Origin of the sequence: Acinetobacter gerneri DSM 14967 = CIP 107464 = MTCC 9824 (genome assembly GCF_000368565.1) — a bacterium.
Lineage (GTDB): Bacteria > Pseudomonadota > Gammaproteobacteria > Pseudomonadales > Moraxellaceae > Acinetobacter > Acinetobacter gerneri.
In genome coordinates this window covers 7,867-24,222 of sequence record NZ_KB849553.1, presented here as the reverse complement: position 1 = coordinate 24,222, position 16,356 = coordinate 7,867, and the positions used below count along the sequence as shown (strand labels likewise).

Annotated in this window: 15 protein-coding genes, 4 pseudogenes and 1 other annotated feature; of the genes and pseudogenes, 8 read left to right on the top strand and 11 right to left on the bottom strand. The window is 40.4% G+C overall.

Annotation, left to right across the window (positions count from 1 at the left end):
* Positions 1-495 precede the first annotated feature (495 nt).
* Entirely contained in the window at positions 496-741 is a 246-nt protein-coding gene (locus F960_RS20400) for a hypothetical protein (RefSeq protein ID WP_004871221.1), read from the bottom strand.
* Positions 742-890: 149 nt separating this feature from the next.
* Here F960_RS20400 and F960_RS20395 point away from each other — a divergent pair, with 149 nt between their 5' ends.
* Positions 891-1,115: a helix-turn-helix transcriptional regulator gene (locus F960_RS20395; RefSeq protein ID WP_004676219.1), complete on the top strand. Its 225-nt coding sequence runs from the start codon at positions 891-893 to the stop codon at positions 1,113-1,115.
* An 82-nt stretch (positions 1,116-1,197) separates the two neighbouring features.
* On the opposite strand, the gene F960_RS22120 is transcribed toward F960_RS20395, so the two are convergent.
* A complete protein-coding gene (locus F960_RS22120) occupies positions 1,198-1,557 on the bottom strand; it encodes a type I restriction endonuclease subunit R, EcoR124 family (RefSeq protein WP_004871219.1) in 360 nt (119 codons plus the stop codon).
* Here F960_RS22120 and F960_RS23260 point away from each other — a divergent pair.
* From F960_RS23260 to F960_RS20380, 3 genes and pseudogenes are all read left to right on the top strand, one after another.
* Positions 1,558-1,632: pseudogene (locus F960_RS23260) on the top strand (type II toxin-antitoxin system HipA family toxin); the annotation flags it as partial. It abuts the gene before it with no gap.
* 405 nt (positions 1,633-2,037) lie between these two features.
* Complete coding sequence (locus F960_RS20385) at positions 2,038-2,457, top strand: hypothetical protein (protein ID WP_004871216.1); 420 nt, start codon at positions 2,038-2,040, stop codon at positions 2,455-2,457.
* A 466-nt stretch (positions 2,458-2,923) separates the two neighbouring features.
* Positions 2,924-3,169: pseudogene (locus F960_RS20380) on the top strand (replication initiation protein); the annotation flags it as partial.
* A gap of 70 nt (positions 3,170-3,239) precedes the next feature.
* Here the strand turns inward: F960_RS20380 and F960_RS20375 are convergent.
* From F960_RS20375 to F960_RS20355, 5 genes are all read right to left on the bottom strand, one after another.
* The gene (locus F960_RS20375; RefSeq protein ID WP_042073572.1) at positions 3,240-6,473 is read right to left on the bottom strand and encodes a type I restriction endonuclease subunit R; all 3,234 of its coding nucleotides are present in this window, start codon (positions 6,471-6,473) and stop codon (positions 3,240-3,242) included.
* Between the two features lie 82 nt (positions 6,474-6,555).
* Positions 6,556-7,032, bottom strand: a complete 477-nt coding sequence (locus F960_RS22730; protein WP_004871211.1) for a hypothetical protein — start codon at positions 7,030-7,032, stop codon at positions 6,556-6,558.
* Between the two features lie 26 nt (positions 7,033-7,058).
* Positions 7,059-7,598, bottom strand: a complete 540-nt coding sequence (locus F960_RS22725) for a DUF2939 domain-containing protein (protein WP_004871208.1) — start codon at positions 7,596-7,598, stop codon at positions 7,059-7,061.
* A 54-nt stretch (positions 7,599-7,652) separates the two neighbouring features.
* Complete coding sequence (locus F960_RS20360; RefSeq protein WP_004871206.1) at positions 7,653-8,768, bottom strand: restriction endonuclease subunit S; 1,116 nt, start codon at positions 8,766-8,768, stop codon at positions 7,653-7,655.
* Positions 8,765-10,312, bottom strand: coding sequence for a type I restriction-modification system subunit M (locus F960_RS20355; protein WP_004871203.1), 1,548 nt, complete (start codon positions 10,310-10,312; stop codon positions 8,765-8,767). The genes F960_RS20360 and F960_RS20355 overlap by 4 nt, the downstream gene beginning before the upstream one ends.
* A 254-nt stretch (positions 10,313-10,566) precedes the next feature.
* Between F960_RS20355 and F960_RS20350 the strand changes: the two genes are divergently transcribed.
* The 3 genes from F960_RS20350 to F960_RS20335 all read left to right on the top strand — a co-directional run bounded on the left by F960_RS20350 (position 10,567) and on the right by F960_RS20335 (position 13,683).
* The gene (locus F960_RS20350; RefSeq protein ID WP_004871202.1) at positions 10,567-11,145 is read left to right on the top strand and encodes a LexA family protein; all 579 of its coding nucleotides are present in this window, start codon (positions 10,567-10,569) and stop codon (positions 11,143-11,145) included.
* A gap of 15 nt (positions 11,146-11,160) precedes the next feature.
* Complete coding sequence (locus tag F960_RS20345) at positions 11,161-12,489, top strand: Y-family DNA polymerase (RefSeq protein WP_228134756.1); 1,329 nt, start codon at positions 11,161-11,163, stop codon at positions 12,487-12,489.
* A protein-coding gene (locus tag F960_RS20335; RefSeq protein WP_085945835.1) for an IS3-like element ISAba29 family transposase occupies positions 12,464-13,683 on the top strand; the annotation gives its coding sequence in 2 pieces (ribosomal slippage) (positions 12,464-12,740 and positions 12,740-13,683; 1,221 coding nt in all). The genes F960_RS20345 and F960_RS20335 overlap by 26 nt, the downstream gene beginning before the upstream one ends.
* Positions 12,739-12,855 (top strand) — a sequence feature (AL1L pseudoknot). It overlaps the preceding gene by 117 nt.
* A 379-nt stretch (positions 13,684-14,062) precedes the next feature.
* Here F960_RS20335 and F960_RS20330 read toward each other — a convergent pair.
* Both F960_RS20330 and F960_RS23065 read right to left on the bottom strand, forming a co-directional pair.
* Entirely contained in the window at positions 14,063-14,407 is a 345-nt protein-coding gene (locus F960_RS20330; protein ID WP_004871193.1) for a hypothetical protein, read from the bottom strand.
* 260 nt (positions 14,408-14,667) lie between these two features.
* A pseudogene (locus tag F960_RS23065) lies at positions 14,668-14,792 on the bottom strand (IS3 family transposase); the annotation flags it as partial.
* Between F960_RS23065 and F960_RS20325 the strand changes: the two are divergent.
* Complete coding sequence (locus F960_RS20325) at positions 14,791-15,336, top strand: IS630 family transposase (RefSeq protein WP_309294811.1); 546 nt, start codon at positions 14,791-14,793, stop codon at positions 15,334-15,336. The pseudogene F960_RS23065 and the gene F960_RS20325 overlap by 2 nt on opposite strands.
* A gap of 70 nt (positions 15,337-15,406) precedes the next feature.
* Here F960_RS20325 and F960_RS20320 read toward each other — a convergent pair whose 3' ends face one another.
* Positions 15,407-15,670, bottom strand: a complete 264-nt coding sequence (locus F960_RS20320) for a hypothetical protein (RefSeq protein WP_004871190.1) — start codon at positions 15,668-15,670, stop codon at positions 15,407-15,409.
* Positions 15,671-15,785: 115 nt separating this feature from the next.
* Positions 15,786-16,220 (bottom strand): annotated as a pseudogene (locus F960_RS20315) (DDE-type integrase/transposase/recombinase); the annotation flags it as partial.
* Between the last annotated feature and the right edge of the window lie 136 nt (positions 16,221-16,356).

The following is a 16,356-nucleotide window of genomic DNA, read 5'->3' as shown; positions in this document are numbered from 1 at the left end:
GATCTCTCTGACCAGAAGAACCGTCAGGGGCTGATCTATCAGAGATATAAATTTATAAAGTTACATAACTTACGCAACTTATGATCTTATGTAACGCTGAAGAGAGATATGAGATTGAAAAATCTCCCTATATTTCTTGTCAGGGATTTGTCCATATATGAAATGCAGTGCTGAAAAATTAAAGATCTAGCTGACCAGAAGAACCGTCAGGGGCTGATCTATCAGAGATATAAATTTATAAAGTTACATAACTTACGAAACTTATGTAATGCTGAAGAGAGTTATGCGATTGAAAACTCTTCCTGTACTGCCATACTTACAATACTAGCGAACAGCCCAAAGAATGATTTCGCCCTAAAAATGATGCCGACTATGGAAGGGATTCATCTACTGAACCTTTAGCTAAAAAGCTATTTGCAACACTACCAATTTTTCCTCTTTTATAGCGTTTACTCTGATTTAAACTGCTACAAAAGAGGAAAGATTATTCATCAATTAATAGTCAAAGTTAAAGAAATTTTCTGGGAAACAAGAAAGGAAAGCTTTTCGAATATCACTGTATTCACCTTCTGGATGTTCCTCTAAATAACGTCGAGTCCAAATTAGCGTGGCCTCATAATCGTTAAAACTCTGATCTAGTTGTAAAAAAATCCAGAGGTCATGTGCTTTTTGAATGAAAAAGTCATTAATGATCATCAGTGCAATTTTCTTTTCAGTGTTTGAATTAGGATATGAGTACATCGTTTGTTTCTCCTATAGAGATGATAACTAGATTAGTTGATAAGCTATTTATAACACATAAAAAATGTGTTTATCACATTTTTTATGTGTTTTTTGTAATTTTATGGTCTGTGATATACTTCTAATCCAAATAAATTGTATTTATCACCATGCCGTACGAAGAATTTCAAAGACTTATGGGAAAAGCAGGTCTTTCAATTAAGGAATTTGCAACCTTATTGGACATGAACCCAAATTCCATAACTAACTATAAAAAGATCGGAAAAGTACCTACACATATCGCTGTTCTGGTTTATTTGCTTTCTAGCATGAAAGATGAGGGTGTAGACTTTTACCCTATTTTTGAAAAAATTAAGTCGTATTCAAAAGACTAAGACTCTCGTTTTTGATTGTTTTAAGCTGTTAGTGATGACGTAAAAAATGCCTGAAGTTCAGGCATTTTTTCGTTTCAGGGACTTATAAACCTCGATAAAACTTTTCAATAAGATTTCGAGTTTTGAGAACCAGAGTGTTCATCAGGGTCTTACGTTCTGAAATTTTAGGGCGAGCAATCGGTAAGTCTTTGACATCTTCACGGCTAGGTAAACGCTGGGTGTATTCATATTGGCTGAGCACCGTTTTGAAGACTTCAGGTTTGATGGCTTCTTTTTGACACAGCTCATTCAGCGCCTTTTCTTTTTCCACATCCCAAAACTGGGCAAAAGCTTGTTCAACGCTTTGACCATTGGCCATGCGTGGAATGTTTTCATCCAGGAATTTTTGAATCAGCTCTTGTTTGTCATACAAGTTGTGGTTGGTCGAGATGATATCTTGCATCTGGGAACGGTACTGCTGTTTGAGTTTGAAGCAATGTACTATGATAAGATTAACCCGTTAGGTCAGGTGGCCTAACTTAAATAAAAAGTCTTCGACAAACCCGGTACGGTTCACCTGTTTTCTTTCAATACCAATCAAGTTAAGAATAGAATTAACTATCTCTTTATTTATTAATAAATAATTAAAAAAAATAGTTTTAAATAGAATTGGTATTCCTATTTCTAGCTCTATCTGATCCTACGGATGTAGTGGTATTCGTTTCTGTCAGATTTAGTATCTGTAACACTCAAACTTCTATACTCCTTATCAGTCGTATATCAGCTTTCATTAACAGACAGTAATCTATCTATTTCGATCTACAGATAAATCGGTATCTCTCATATCTAGAACTGTCTGATCCTGGTCTTGTTTTGTGTATTGTTTATTTCTAATACCATTTCAAATAGAATGAAGCTACAACTTTACATATAACTGTTTAATATGAAAAAGATAGTTTTAGCTTTACTGTTAGCTTGTACTGGTACTTCAGCCTATTCAGAATCAGTATATGAATTAGCTCAAGCTCATTGTAAGAAAGCTGAAACAATAGCGTCTACGGCTCAAACATATAGACAGTTAGGTATGAAGGCTTCTGAAGCTACAGCAAAGCTCATGTCAGTTACAGTTGATATGACTGATCAAGAAGCAAGAGAAAGAGAAGAAAAGCAGATCTTCTTTATTATTCAGGATGCTTATATGGTATCTGTATATCCTACTCAATCAATGAAAAAGCAAGCGATCTCAGATTTTGAAGAACGTCACTATTTAGCATGTAGTCAATCATTTCAGAATAAGATCAATTCTAAAGAAAAGAGCGTTCTTCAATTAGATGGAACTATTAATCCTGGATACTTAAAATAGCCTATGTAGAATAGGTATTCTTATTCCTAAAAGTTATAAAGATTGACAATATAATAAAAATATGTTATATATTTATCTGTTTTCTATAACTAATATTTATATGAAAACGACATCAAAAATAATAAATAAAACTACTAATAAAAAGAGAAACTATGTATTCAGTATATAAAATCTATCAAGCTGACAAGCTCGTACTTATCACATATTCAGACATCATTCCTGAATTTACAGATACAACCAAACTAAAACTTATTCTAAATGGACCAACTATTCCTATTTCCTTATTTGAATCCTATTTCAAACATCCTGAACTGTTTTCTATTACTACCCATGAGATAGGTATTAGCAATGCCCTAGATGCTAATCAGATCGTTCAAGAACAAGCAAGAGCTGAACTGTATGACACAACAGCCTGTGAAGGTATTCAACTCTTAGTCTCAAGTGAACCGTACCGGGTTTGTCGGAGACTTTTTCATTCAAACCTAAGCAACCTGTGGATGCAATTACGCATAATAAACCTAAGAAATTGACAGATAAACAGATTCAATTCTTTGCCAACAAGCTAGCTCACCATGATCCATTTGCAAGCAAAAAAGCTGCAGTAGGGGAAAGCTATGCTGATCTAGAGAAAAGGCTTCTGATTGAACTACAAGATGTCGAGTTTGTCAGAAAGTATGCTGGGGTTCTCAAAGAGTTAGGCCTCGAGGTATGATATGCAACTAGATTAGTTGTTATATAGAACTAATCTAGTTTTGTAATAATTTCAATTTGATTGCAAAGAATTAAGCGGCAGATAACTCATCTGCCAACTGCTCTGCCTGTTCCAAGACAGTCTCTGTTGCAAGCAAAGCCATATCAGGTGGATAGCCATACTTCTTGAGTAATCGCTTCACGATGACTCGTAGCTTCGCTCTAGCGGCTTCCTTAATAGTCCAATCCAAGGTTACATTCTTACGAATGGAATCAGTCAAAACGACAGCGAGCTCTCGCAGGATCTCCTTTTGCATTAACTCTCGAGCACTGTCATTGTCTGCAACTGCTGAATAGAAAGCGTATTCGTATTCAGTTAGGTTGAGTTCTTCTGCCAGCTTGTCTGATTCTTGGATGGCTTTAGCCAACTTGATGAGTTCATCAATCACTTCTGCTGCAGTCAGTACCTTGTTCTGATAGCCCTTGATCGCAGAGCTCAGCATCTCCATGAGCTTTTTACCTTGCGTGACACTGCGCTGCTCTCGCATCTTGATCTCATCGCCTAAGAGCTTCTTGAGGGTCTCTAGGGCAATGTTCTTGTGCTTATAGCCTTTCATCTCCTGCATGAACTCATCAGAGAGAATAGAGATGTCTGGTTTTTGGATTCCTGCAGCATCAAAGATGTCGACCACCTGTTCAGTCACAAGCGCCTGGTCAATGGTCTGTTTGACCTTGGCTTCTAATTCAGTATTGCTGAGGCCTGAGATTTTGCCTGAACCATCACTGAACTTGGCCAGTCGTGCTTTCACAGCCTGGAAGAATGCAACCACTGGCGCTGCTTCCATCGCATGAGGATGAGGCACTGCTAAAGCAAATGCCTGTGACATCGCTGCAACTGCTGTCAGGAAGCGAGTCTTACCTTCGCCCTGATCTACACCGAGGATGTGTTCCTCAGCTTCCAGAATGATGTTCAGCTTACGAGAGGTATCGGCTTTGAAGTACTCCTGATAATTGAAGCCATGCATAATGCCATCAAGCACTTCAAGCTTCTCTTGCAGGATGGTTGCAGCTTCGTCTTGCACTAATGCAGGATCACCCTTACCACCTGCCTCAGAGTAGAAGGACAGAGCCTCTTTCAGATCTGATGCAATACCGAGGTAATCAACAACCAAACCACCAATTTTGTCTTTATAGACTCGGTTCACTCGTGCAATGGCTTGCATGAGGTTATGACCTTTCATTGGTTTGTCGATATAGAGCGTGTGCATACTTGGTGCATCGAAACCAGTCAGCCACATATCACGAACAATCACAAGCTTCAGCTTGTCATCATTGTCCTTCATACGATTGGCCAGGATTTGGCGTTGTTGCTTGGTCGTATGGTGTTTGGCAATCTCCTTACCATCAGAAGCAGATGAGGTCATCACCACCTTGATTACACCATCATGCAAGTCATCGCTGTGCCATTCTGGTTTGATTGCTACAATCTCGTTGTAGAGATCTACAGCAATGCGACGAGACATGCTGACAATCATGCCCTTACCTTGGTTTGCATTGGCAACAAGACGTTGTTCAAAGTGTTCTACGATGTCTTTAGCAATGGCTTTGACACGTTCTTTACTCCCTATGAGTCCTTCAACTCTTGCCCACTTCGCTCGCTCTTTTTGTGTCTGATTTAGATCGTCTTCGGTGAACTGATCGTCAAATTCCTCAATCAGTTCTTTACCTTCCTCACTGATGGCAATCTTGGCGAGTCGGCTTTCATAGAAGATCCGAACAGTAGCACCATCCTCTACTGCTTGAGAAATGTCATAAATATCTACATAGTTACCAAACACTGCAGGCGTGTTGACATCCGTCTTCTCAATGGGTGTCCCAGTGAAGCCAAGGTAAGTGGCATTCGGTAAAGCATCACGCATGTACTTGGCAAAACCATAGACAGTCCGCTTACCGACAACCTTGCCATTCTCGTCTTTGACATCGACCTCTTTTGCATTGAAGCCATACTGAGAACGATGTGCTTCGTCTGCTATTACGACAATATTGGTTCGGTCTGAGAGTTGCTCATAGACACTGCCACCATCATCAGGTTGGAACTTCTGGATAGTGGTGAAGATCACCCCACCTGAACCCACCTTAAGCAGCTCTTTGAGTTCTTCTCGATTCTCTGCTTGCTTCGGTGTCTGGCGTAGTAGTTGGCTTGATGCTGCAAAGGTTCCAAAGAGCTGATCATCCAAATCATTACGGTCTGTAATCACAACAACAGTTGGATTATCCAAAGCCAGGACAATTTTGCCTGTATAGAACACCATAGACAGGGATTTACCTGAACCTTGGGTATGCCATACCACACCTGCTTTCTTATCACCTACAGCTTGTTGCTGTACAAGTTCCAGTTTGCTTCTGCCTTGGTGTTGCATAGCAAGTTCTGCTGATTTCGAGTCCGAAGACATTGCAGATGCACGAATAGTAGAGAGGACTGCTGCATTCACTGCATAGTACTGATGGTATGCAGCCATCTTCTTAATAGTTTTGATGGTGATCAAACCATTGGCATCTTCTTGCTTATTGGATTCAAACACAATGAAGTGTCTAATCATGTCGAGTAATGTCACTGGATTGAGCAAACCATGTAGCAAGACTTCAAGCTGTGCCTGAGTACTTTTGGCTTTGGTTTGACCATTACTGGTCTTCCATGCCATGTAACGACTCAGGTCTGCTGAGACCGTTCCTGCTTTCGCCTCTAAACCATCAGAGATGACGTTGAAGGCATTGTAGGTGAATAGTGATGGGATCTGGCTTTGGTAGGTCTGGATCTGCTTATATGCGCCTTCTACAGTGGCATTCTCGTCTGTGGCATTTTTAAGCTCAATGACCACTAAAGGTAAGCCATTCACATAGATGATAATGTCAGGTCGTCTTGTCCAACGATCTTCTTTGATGGTGACTTGGTTGATGACCAGAAATTCGTTATTGGTTGGGTTATTGAAGTCAACAAGCCAAGCATATTCACCTTGGGTGTTACCATCCTTGCTCACTTCAATGTTGATGCCTTCAGTGAGCAAACGATGGAATGCGTGGTTGTTGCTGAGCATATCTGGGGAATGCAGATTGGTGACTTGCTTCAGCGCCTCAATGCACTTGTCTTCACTCAAATGAGGATTGAGACGTTGCAAGGCCTCCAGTACTTTGGGTTCCAAAATGACCTGCTTATAGCTTCGCAGAGGATTGATTCCTTTGGATTCAATTTCTGGTCCATACACATAGGTATAGCCCAATCCCTCTAGTTGCTCTATCGCCATCAGCTCAATGTCTGATTCAGTCATCTTAGTCACTTGAATACTTCCCCTAAATTTGTCCATAAAGCCAGGACTCATTAATTGTTATCTGATGTAAAGTTGAGAAACCTTATTCATCGTCCTGCACGTTATAACCATATTTCCGCACAGCATCCTCAATAGATCCCTCAAACTTATGACAAGCATAGAGGTAGAGTTCAGCATCAACCATTAGAACACCTGGTACACCTAAACCATCATTGAGTGGAATCAGAGTCTTTTGTGAGCCGATCTGAACTGTTGGTCGTTTGTATGAACAATTCACAGTGACTTTATGTGGCGATCTGTTCCAGTCAATTTTCTTGGCTTCCCACTCACGGCTCCCACCTAGCAAGGTCACTTGAATCTTGGATTCTGTCGCTGTCTTGTTCAGTTGTTTGTAAGAGACAAACTTGGCGACTGAACAAGGAGAGTGATAACAAGTTTCTATGACTTTACCTTTTTGTATACCGCTATGATTGAATTTAGCTGGTGCTGCTTGGACAGTGGCAGCAAAGCCAACTACAGCAATCAAGCCAAATCCCATTTGAGTCATGCGCTTTATCATTCTGTTTCCCTCTCATTCTCTTCTACTTAATCCATCGGCACAGCGATCTTGTGAATCTTCCAATTTAAGCCATCACGAGCCATGAGCACTTTGACTTCTTTGGATTGATCCTGATCTTTAATGACCACCTCAAAATCATTCATTGAGGTATAGCCCGCTTCATATTCTGGCTTAGGTTCTTCTTTTTCTTGGTTTGATGAATCTTGACCACCCATTGACTGCTGTGCTGATTGTTTTAGGTCTTTACCTTGTAGCATTAGGGTCATCCCTTCAGGTGTGACAAAACCATCAATCATCTTATCGACCATGGTTGAAGCAAGCATTGCTCCTAATGCAGCAAAACCATCAGTGTCTTGATTCATTAGCTCTTTAGCCATCATGGCATTCATCTGGTCTTTGAAGCTCTGACGAACGCTTGGATAGTCGATGTACTTCGATACTGTGTCGCTATCACCTGCCCGTGCTGCTTTCTTGATGCTATTGAGTGCAAGGTATGGCGAAGCATACAAATAGCCACAGATCACGACTACGATTGCAATTAAAGCCCCTATTAGCTTCTTGTTCATGTTTTCCCCCTGAATGTAAAAAAGATGAAGCCATCAAATGACTTCACCTCAATGTTATGCAACTTCTTCTGTTTGGTATTGGACTCTGACTTCACCACTCATGAGCTTTGGTAGTAGTGTGTCTCGTAGTTTTTCTAGTGTTTGGATTTGTTTTGCATTCTCAAGTAGCTTGGTAAATATTGGTTCAATAACTGTTTGAAACTTTAATAACGAAGCTTCATCAGGGTGTTTAACAACATATTCCTTAAGAATGTCTGTCTTTAGATTGGTGAAGATACTGCCATTTCCTAGTTGTAAAAGTTCAGGACGAATGTGATTGAATAACAAGTATAGGTATTCATTCGAATAACTTGAGACAGGGAAATGTAACCAACCATCGTGAATACAGGTATCGACCATCAATATTTTGGGAATGGCTGGTGTTGCGCTATTACTCAAAACCAATTTACCTGCTTGAAGTAAAGTAGTCTTTGATAATCCTTCCTCTTTGATGTGCTCCTTAATCTTGAATACGAATGGAGAATTCAAACTTGTTACATCTGAGATCTTAAGCCAACGATAACCTGAATCACTTAGGTAATCCTGAATTGGTCTGGGTGAGCCACCCCTTTTGACTGTTAGTAAAGTACCTAGTTGCTTCTTTTTCCAATCCTCTTTCGCTTCCTCAATAAACCATTGACGAAACAGTGTTTCAGCCATGGCTTCCAAGGTTTTGTTCTGACGATGGAGTAAGTCAATCTTGTCATCTAATGATGATAGGACCGTGGCTATGGCTTTTTGTTCGGGAAGAGGTGGTAAAGCGATATCTTGATTGTAAGCAGTTTCTCTATTTAACCCAGGTACTGCACTATCCTCATTTAACTCCTCAAGACCCACAGTCTGAAGCATGTAATACAGGAATTGGAAGTTGTACTTCTCCGGGTTAGGTGTAATGTAGTAAGCGGTATCAATACAGCAAAACGGTTCAGATGAGTAATAAACTTTACCCACCGTCCCTTTGCGCCCTACGATAATACCTTCACTATTAACCAAAAATGTATCGTGAGTTCCTGTTAATCCTGCTGAACTATACACAGGCACTTTACCTGGTTTTCTATGTTCTGCTTTAAGAGCTTTACCATAATTTAAGGTAACCAAATCCCCTAGCTTCAGCTGTTGCCACTCACTCATACAATCACCTTTGCCAAGTTCTCAGCAATAGCTTGATTGAGCTTAGCTTCCTCTGCAAGCTGTGCCTCAAACTCCGCTTTCAGGCTAGTAAAGCGCTCCTTAAAGTCGAACTCATCTTCGTCATCAGCTAAACCAACATAACGACCTGGGGTGAGTACATAGTCAAGCTCAGCCACTTTCTCAAGCGGGACAGATGCACAGAAGCCTGCAACATCCTCATACTCACCGTCTTGGTTTCGCCAATTGTGGTAAGTGTCAGTGATCAGCTTAATGTCTTCATCAGACAATACTTTGGTTCTTCGGTTAATCAGATGCCCTAGGTTACGAGCATCAATGAATAGGATTTCATTGCTACGATCTTTGTACTTGGTTGAACCAACACGATCACGACGCATAAACCATAAAGCAGCAGGAATCTGAGTGTTCAGGAATAGCTTGGCAGGTAGGTTTACAATACAGTCAATCACATTGGCTTCGGAAACCAAGGCTTTACGAATCTCACCTTCACCACTGGTTTTAGAGGTAAGCGCACCTTTTGCAAGGACTACACCTGCCTGACCTTTAGGACTCATGTGATACAAGAAGTGTTGCATCCATGCGAAGTTTGCATTACCTGCAGGTGGTACACCCAATGACCAACGTGCATCTTCTTTGAGTAAGTCACCACTCCAATCAGAGACGTTGAACGGTGGATTCGCAATGATGTAATCCGCTTTAAGGTCTTTGTGTGCGTCGTTCAGGAACGAACCCTCAGAGTTCCATTTCACATGCTCTGAGTTGATGCCACGAATGGCTAAGTTCATCTTAGCCAATCGCCAAGTAGTCTGGTTACTCTCTTGTCCATAGATTGAGATGTCATCGACTAAGCCCTGATGCGATTCTACGAACTTCTCAGACTGTACGAACATACCACCTGAACCACAACAAGGATCGAATACACGTCCTTTGTATGGCTCCAACATTTCAACCAATAGGCTCACAATGGATTTAGGCGTGTAGAACTGCCCGCCTTGCTTACCTTCAGCCAAAGCGAACTCACCAAGGAAGTACTCGAATACATGCCCTAGAACGTCGGCAGAGCGCGATTTCGCATCGCCTAGTGCAATGTTACCAATCAGATCAATCAGCTCTCCTAGACTCGTAGGATCGAGATTCTGACGGGCATAAACTTTCGGTAGTACGCCTTTCAATTGAGGGTTGTCATTCTCGATGGCTTCCATTGCATCATCGACTAACTTGCCAATGTTAGGTTGTTTGGCTTGGTTTAATAGGTAAGACCAACGTGCATTCTCAGGAACAAAGAAGACGTTGTATGCTGTGTATTCATCACGATCTTCAGGATCAGCGCCTGCAAACTCGCCTTCACCCGCTACCAGCAAATTGTAGTGCGCTTCAAAGGTGTCACTGATGTACTTCAGGAAGATCAAACCAAGGACAACATGCTTGTATTCGGCTGCATCAATGTTCTTGCGCAGCTTGTCTGCTGTTTTCCACAGTACAACCTCTAATGGTTCTTGTTTGGTTTGCTTTGGAGCACGAGCCATAAAATCAACCTGCAATGAATAGCTTATCTAATATTTGTTAATTGAATAGTAACCAATTATCTATGCGTGCGTAAGCATGCAGATGACATTAATTGTCGTACACCTCCAGTGAGGTGGCGATAATGCGGGAAAGTTTGCAATAGCCTTTATGGGAACCATAAGGTTTATTCACCATTCATCGAAATAGTCTTGAATCTGTAACACATCCAGTCATATATTTGATTACGTCACAAAATCAAAAAAGTAGATGAGTCATGAGCAATAATCGTGGGGGAAGCCGAGAAGGTTCCGGTAGAAAGCTTAAATATAATGAACCTACAAAAACGGTAAGAGTACCTGTATCTAAAATCATAGAGATCAAGAATTACCTCAACGAGGCAGAGAAGCAAAGCTTCAATGATGTGGCATCCATCACGCTTGTAGATCCTACAACACTTATGCACATTCCCTTGGCTTCAGAAAAGGTTGCTGCTGGCTTCCCTTCTCCTGCCCAGGACTATGTCGACAAAACCTTGGATATGAATGAACACCTCATCAAAAATGAAGCTGCAACCTTCGTTGTGAAAGTAGCTTCACTTTCCATGAGAGATGCAGGTATTGAGATTGATGATGAACTGATTGTAGACCGGAGCATTGAAGCCAAGCATGAAGACATCGTGATTGCACTGATCGACGATGAGTTCACCGTAAAACGTCTCATGATTGAAGGTGATCATAACCATTGGCTTAAAGCAGAGAACCCTGAGTATTCTGACATTCATCTAAAGGATGGGCAGGAAATGGTGATTTGGGGTGTAGTGACTTTTGTCATCAAGCCATTCAGAAAGCGTTAATACTTTATTGGTTTCATGCTCATGCAAGCATCTCACCAGAAGATCTACGCTTTAGTAGACATCAACAACTGCTATGTCAGTTGTGAACGCATCTTTAACCCAAGTTTGAACAATAAACCTGTCATTGTGCTATCCAACAATGATGGCTGTGCTGTAGCTCGATCTCAGGAAGCCAAGGACTTGGGCATCAAGATGGGTGTTCCTCTCTTTCAGATCAAGGACATCGTAGAGCAGCATCAGGTGCAGGTGCTATCGAGCAACTATGCACTGTATGCAGAGATGTCTCGCAGATTCATGAAAATCCTGTCCGATTTCGTATCTCCCAAAGAACAGGAGATTTACTCAATTGATGAGTGCTTTCTGGATCTGACAGCTCATTCAGGGAATTACGACTTGACTGAATATGCCCATCAGATTCGTCAGCGTGTGTTTTCTTGGCTTGGTTTACCTGTATGTATTGGCATTGGACGTTCAAAGACTGAAGCGAAACTAGCGAACCATATTGCCAAGAAGAACGCTTACTTCAATGGTGTTTGCAACTTGGTTTCAATGGATCCATGCTCTGCTGAAACTCTGCATCAAGCCATAGATGTTGGTGAAATCTGGGGCATAGGCCGAAAGCACTCCAAGAAGCTCAACAGCCTGGGGATTCATTCAGTTATGGATTTTGTCTTGGCTTCCCCTCTGATGATCAGAGACCAATTCTCTGTAGTAATGCACAGAACCTTATTGGAACTCCATGGAATTGCTTGCATTGAACTGGAACATACGCCACCTGCCAAGAAGCAAATCATTGCGAGTCGTTCTTTTGGTCAACGCATCTACCACATTGATGATCTTAAAGAAGCCATGTCATTGTATGTCATGGATGCGATTAGCAGACTGAGAGATGATAATCTGTTGTGTGGTTGTTTGATTGGTTTCGTACAATCAAACCCATTTGATAGCTCAAAGCCCTTCTACAACAAGTCTTTATCCTTGGCTTTACCAGAACCTACCGACAACCTGTTGGTGCTTTCTAAACTCGCCACATCGATGATTGATGGCCTGTATGCAAAGGACATTGCATTCAAGAAATGTGGCGTGATTCTGACGTGTCTCGAACCAAAGGCAAGCCATGTATATGACATGTTTACCGACATGAAGCACATCGAAGTCAGTGATGCTTTGATGGATTCCCTTGAAGCGATTCATCTTAAGTATGGCAAAACCAAGATTGCCTTGGGCGCAAGTTTAATGCCGAACAGAACATGGAATATGTCACGAAATGAACCGTACCGGGTTTGTCGGAGACCAACTTTCTTGAGAGAATGTTCCAATGACAAAACCAAAATATACCCCTGAAATCAGAGAAAGAGCGGTTCAATTATTGATTGAATCTGAAAAAGATTATCCTTCTACTTGGGCTGCAATCACAGCTATTGCACCTAAGATTGGTTGTACTCCTGAAACATTGCGTGTTTGGTATTTAAAGCATATGGATCAACTAAATCCTGCCAAAGTACAACAGATATCTGACCAAGAAAAAATGAAGCAAATGGAACGTGAAATTAAAGAATTAAAACGTGCCAATGAAATTCTACGTAAAGCAGCCGCTTTTTTCGCCCAGGCGGAGCTCGACCGCCCACACAAATAATGGTGGATTTTATCCAGAACAATAAAGATCGATATGGTGTTGATGCGATTTGTAGAATTTTACCGATTGCAGCTTCGACCTATTATCGGGCTTTAGATCTCGTTGATAACCCAGAACATCGAGCGAAACGTGCTCTGCATGATTTACATCATGCAGAGCAAATCAAACGTATTTGGAAAGAAAGTTTAGGTCGATATGGTGTGCGTAAGGTCTGGCAACAATTGAAACGTGAAGGTTATGTTATCGCACGTTGTACAGTTGCTCGATTGATGCAGAAGCTAGGTATACAAGGTGTTTGGCGTGGTAAGAATAAACAAACCACCCGTAGCCGAGATGATCAAAAACGAGCAGATGACTTAGTAAAACGCAATTTTAATGCAGATCATCCTGACCAGCTGTGGGTCGCTGACTTCACGTATATTCAAACTCATTCAGGCTGGGTCTATACCGCCTTTATTATTGATGTGTTCTCACGAGCAATTGTTGGATGGAAAGTATCGACACGGATGAATACAGATATGGTGCTCGATGCACTTGAGCAAGCATTGCACGATCGAGGCATGCCAAAGAATGTGATTCATCATTCCGATAGAGGTGTTCAATATCTTTCTATTCGCTATACCAATCGTTTAGAAGCTGCAAATTTACGAGCATCAGTCGGTACGACTGGTGATTCATACGATAATGCTTTGGCTGAAACGGTGAATGGCTTATACAAAACAGAGGTGATTGAATATTTAAAAGCGGATTGGCAAGGTTTAGCGGATGTACAACTTGCGACACTCAACTGGGTAGATTGGTTCAATAAAGAGCGTGTACACAGTGCACTGGGTTATGTATCGCCTTTTGAGTTTGAAGCAATGTACTATGATAAGATTAACCCGTTAGGTCAGGTGGCCTAACTTAAATAAAAAAGTCTCCGACAAACCCGGTACGGTTCAAAATCGGCTAACACAGAACTACTTTAAATGGGATCAACTGCTTTGTGTGAAGTAAATGTCTTACCTATAAATTGATTTCGTTTTGGTTTCACAATAGTTGAATATTAATTGTAAAATAGTTGAAATTCACAACTACTTAACTGAAGTGCAAAATCAACAACTACTTGAACATCCACTCTCATCCAAGTTGGACACTTTAATAATCCTGTTGATAAATCATAAAAGCCCAACGCTTGTGTGTTGGGCTTTATCAAATCAATTGCAAGAGCTTATCCCTAAAACTGTCGTATGACAGCCGTAGTGATCATACCAGTCCCTATAGCAACGAGAGGTTTTTTTGCTATTTTTTAATTTTGACTTTTTGAGGTTTAGGCTCTTTATAATAGAACAGGAAGCCTGGCTCAAAGCTGTAACTTACAACAGCAGCATCACACTCATCTTCTGGCAATACCTCTATATCATAGATATCGGACATGCCGTGATTTTTCTGCATATAAGCAGCAGCTTGTTTATCAGTTAATTTCTTTTTAGAAACCAATAATTCTTCGTTCCACTCTCCAAGCAAGCCTTGTGAATTAAAATAATAACAGATTTCGCCAGGTGCTTTCGTTTTTGGATATTGGGCGTTTGCTGTTGTAGTAAGACCAATTAAACCAAACCCCAGAATCACCGCAATATTTTTCATTAACTTCTTCATTTTAAATTAAATAATTATTAACATTTATATTTAATATATATCTAGAACATGGTATAAGTCAAAAAGTATATGTTTTAATAAACAAAAATTAAAAAGCCCGCTCTGATGTTTGTCAAGCGTGCTTTAGATTTGGCGGTACGCAGTTATAAGATGTTACAGCATCGAATAACGAAGATCATAAGGTTTGATGTTAGCGGCAGTGTAAAAATGACCCCTTGGTTAATATAGCGGTCATTTTGGACTGCTCAACATGTTAACTTTGGAGCAATTGCAGAAACTGCTGCCCAATTCGATGGATAATCTTTTTCAGATTCAATTAGTAATTGAACCGCTCTTTCTCTAATTTCGGGGGGGGATAGTTTGGGTTTTTCATCGGAATAGTCTCTCAGAATATTGACTCTCCGACAAACCCGGTACGGTTCAGTTATGTTGATGAAACAGGGTTTTCAGCTACTCCTGATAACCGCTATGCGTGGACAAAGATAGGTGATGTTCATGCGGTTGATGTGATAAGACTAAAACGAGTTAATGTCATGGGGTGTTTGCTTTCAACGGGGCAACTGGTGACAAGTTGTTTACAAGAGTCAGTTACAAACACTTGGTTTTATGCCTATTTAACTGGAATAGCTCAACAAGTAAAACAGACGTATAACCTTCCATTGGTTCTTATTGTTGATAATGCCTCGATTCATAGAAGTAAAAAGATGGCTGATTACAGAGAGCTACTTAAAACTAACTTTTCGACGAATCTGTATTTTATTCCAGCTTACAGCCCTGAGTTAAATCGAATCGAGATGGTATGGAAGCAGATGAAATATTATTGGCGAGATTTTCAAGTCATGGCAGCTGACAAAATAGAGCAATGGGTTGAGAAAGTATCAAACCTATTCGGAAAAGAATACATGTTTACTTTTTAATGGAGACTTGGAAATATCCCTATTAAAATAAAAGAGACATTTCTTTAAAAAAGAAATGTCTCTTTTAAAATTAAGTTACTTTTCTAGTGAAAAAAACTCCCCCAAAAATACCAGATAGTATTGCACTTGGAAAACTCCACCAGAAGGTCGCAAATACAAAAATAAATATACCACAACCAGTTATAATAGAACCAAAAACGATATCTTTATTAAATGGGATATGTATTAAACTTTGATAATACCAAGATGATAAAAAACTAAATAATACGGCTAATGAAAAGTAGAAAACCTTTTCAAAGTTTGTACTATTAATCATATCGACCCATAATTCCATATTATGCTCCTGCTACACGGCAGCCTTTTGCAGCTGAAGGTACAATACTGGTCCAAATCCATGCTGAAATTCCCCCTGAACCGTACCAGGTTTGTCGGAGACTTTTTTATTTAAGTTAGGCCACCTGACCTAACGGGTTAATCTTATCATAGTACATTGCTTCAAACTCAAAAGGCGATACATAACCCAGTGCACTGTGTACACGCTTTTTATTGAACCAATCTACCCAGTTTAGTGTCGCAAGTTGTACATCTGCTAAACCTTGCCAATCTGCTTTTAGATATTCAATCACCTCTGTTTTGTATAAGCCATTCACCGTTTCAGCCAAAGCATTATCGTATGAATCACCCGTCGTACCGACTGATGCTCGTAAATTTGCTGCTTCTAAACGATGGGTATAACGAATGGAAAGATATTGCACACCTCTGTCGGAATGATGAATCACATTCTTTGGCATGCCTCGATCATGCAATGCTTGCTCTAATGCATCGAGCACCATATCTGTATTCATTCGTGTAGATACTTTCCAGCCAACAATTGCTCGTGAGGTAATCCTCCCTAAAAATAATTGAGTTTAAAAGTAGAAAATCGAATAACCTTGATTTAAGGAGATTTTCTATGAAAACATCTAAGTATTCAGACAGCTTGATCATGAGTATCTTGAAGCAAGCTGAAGCAGGAACACC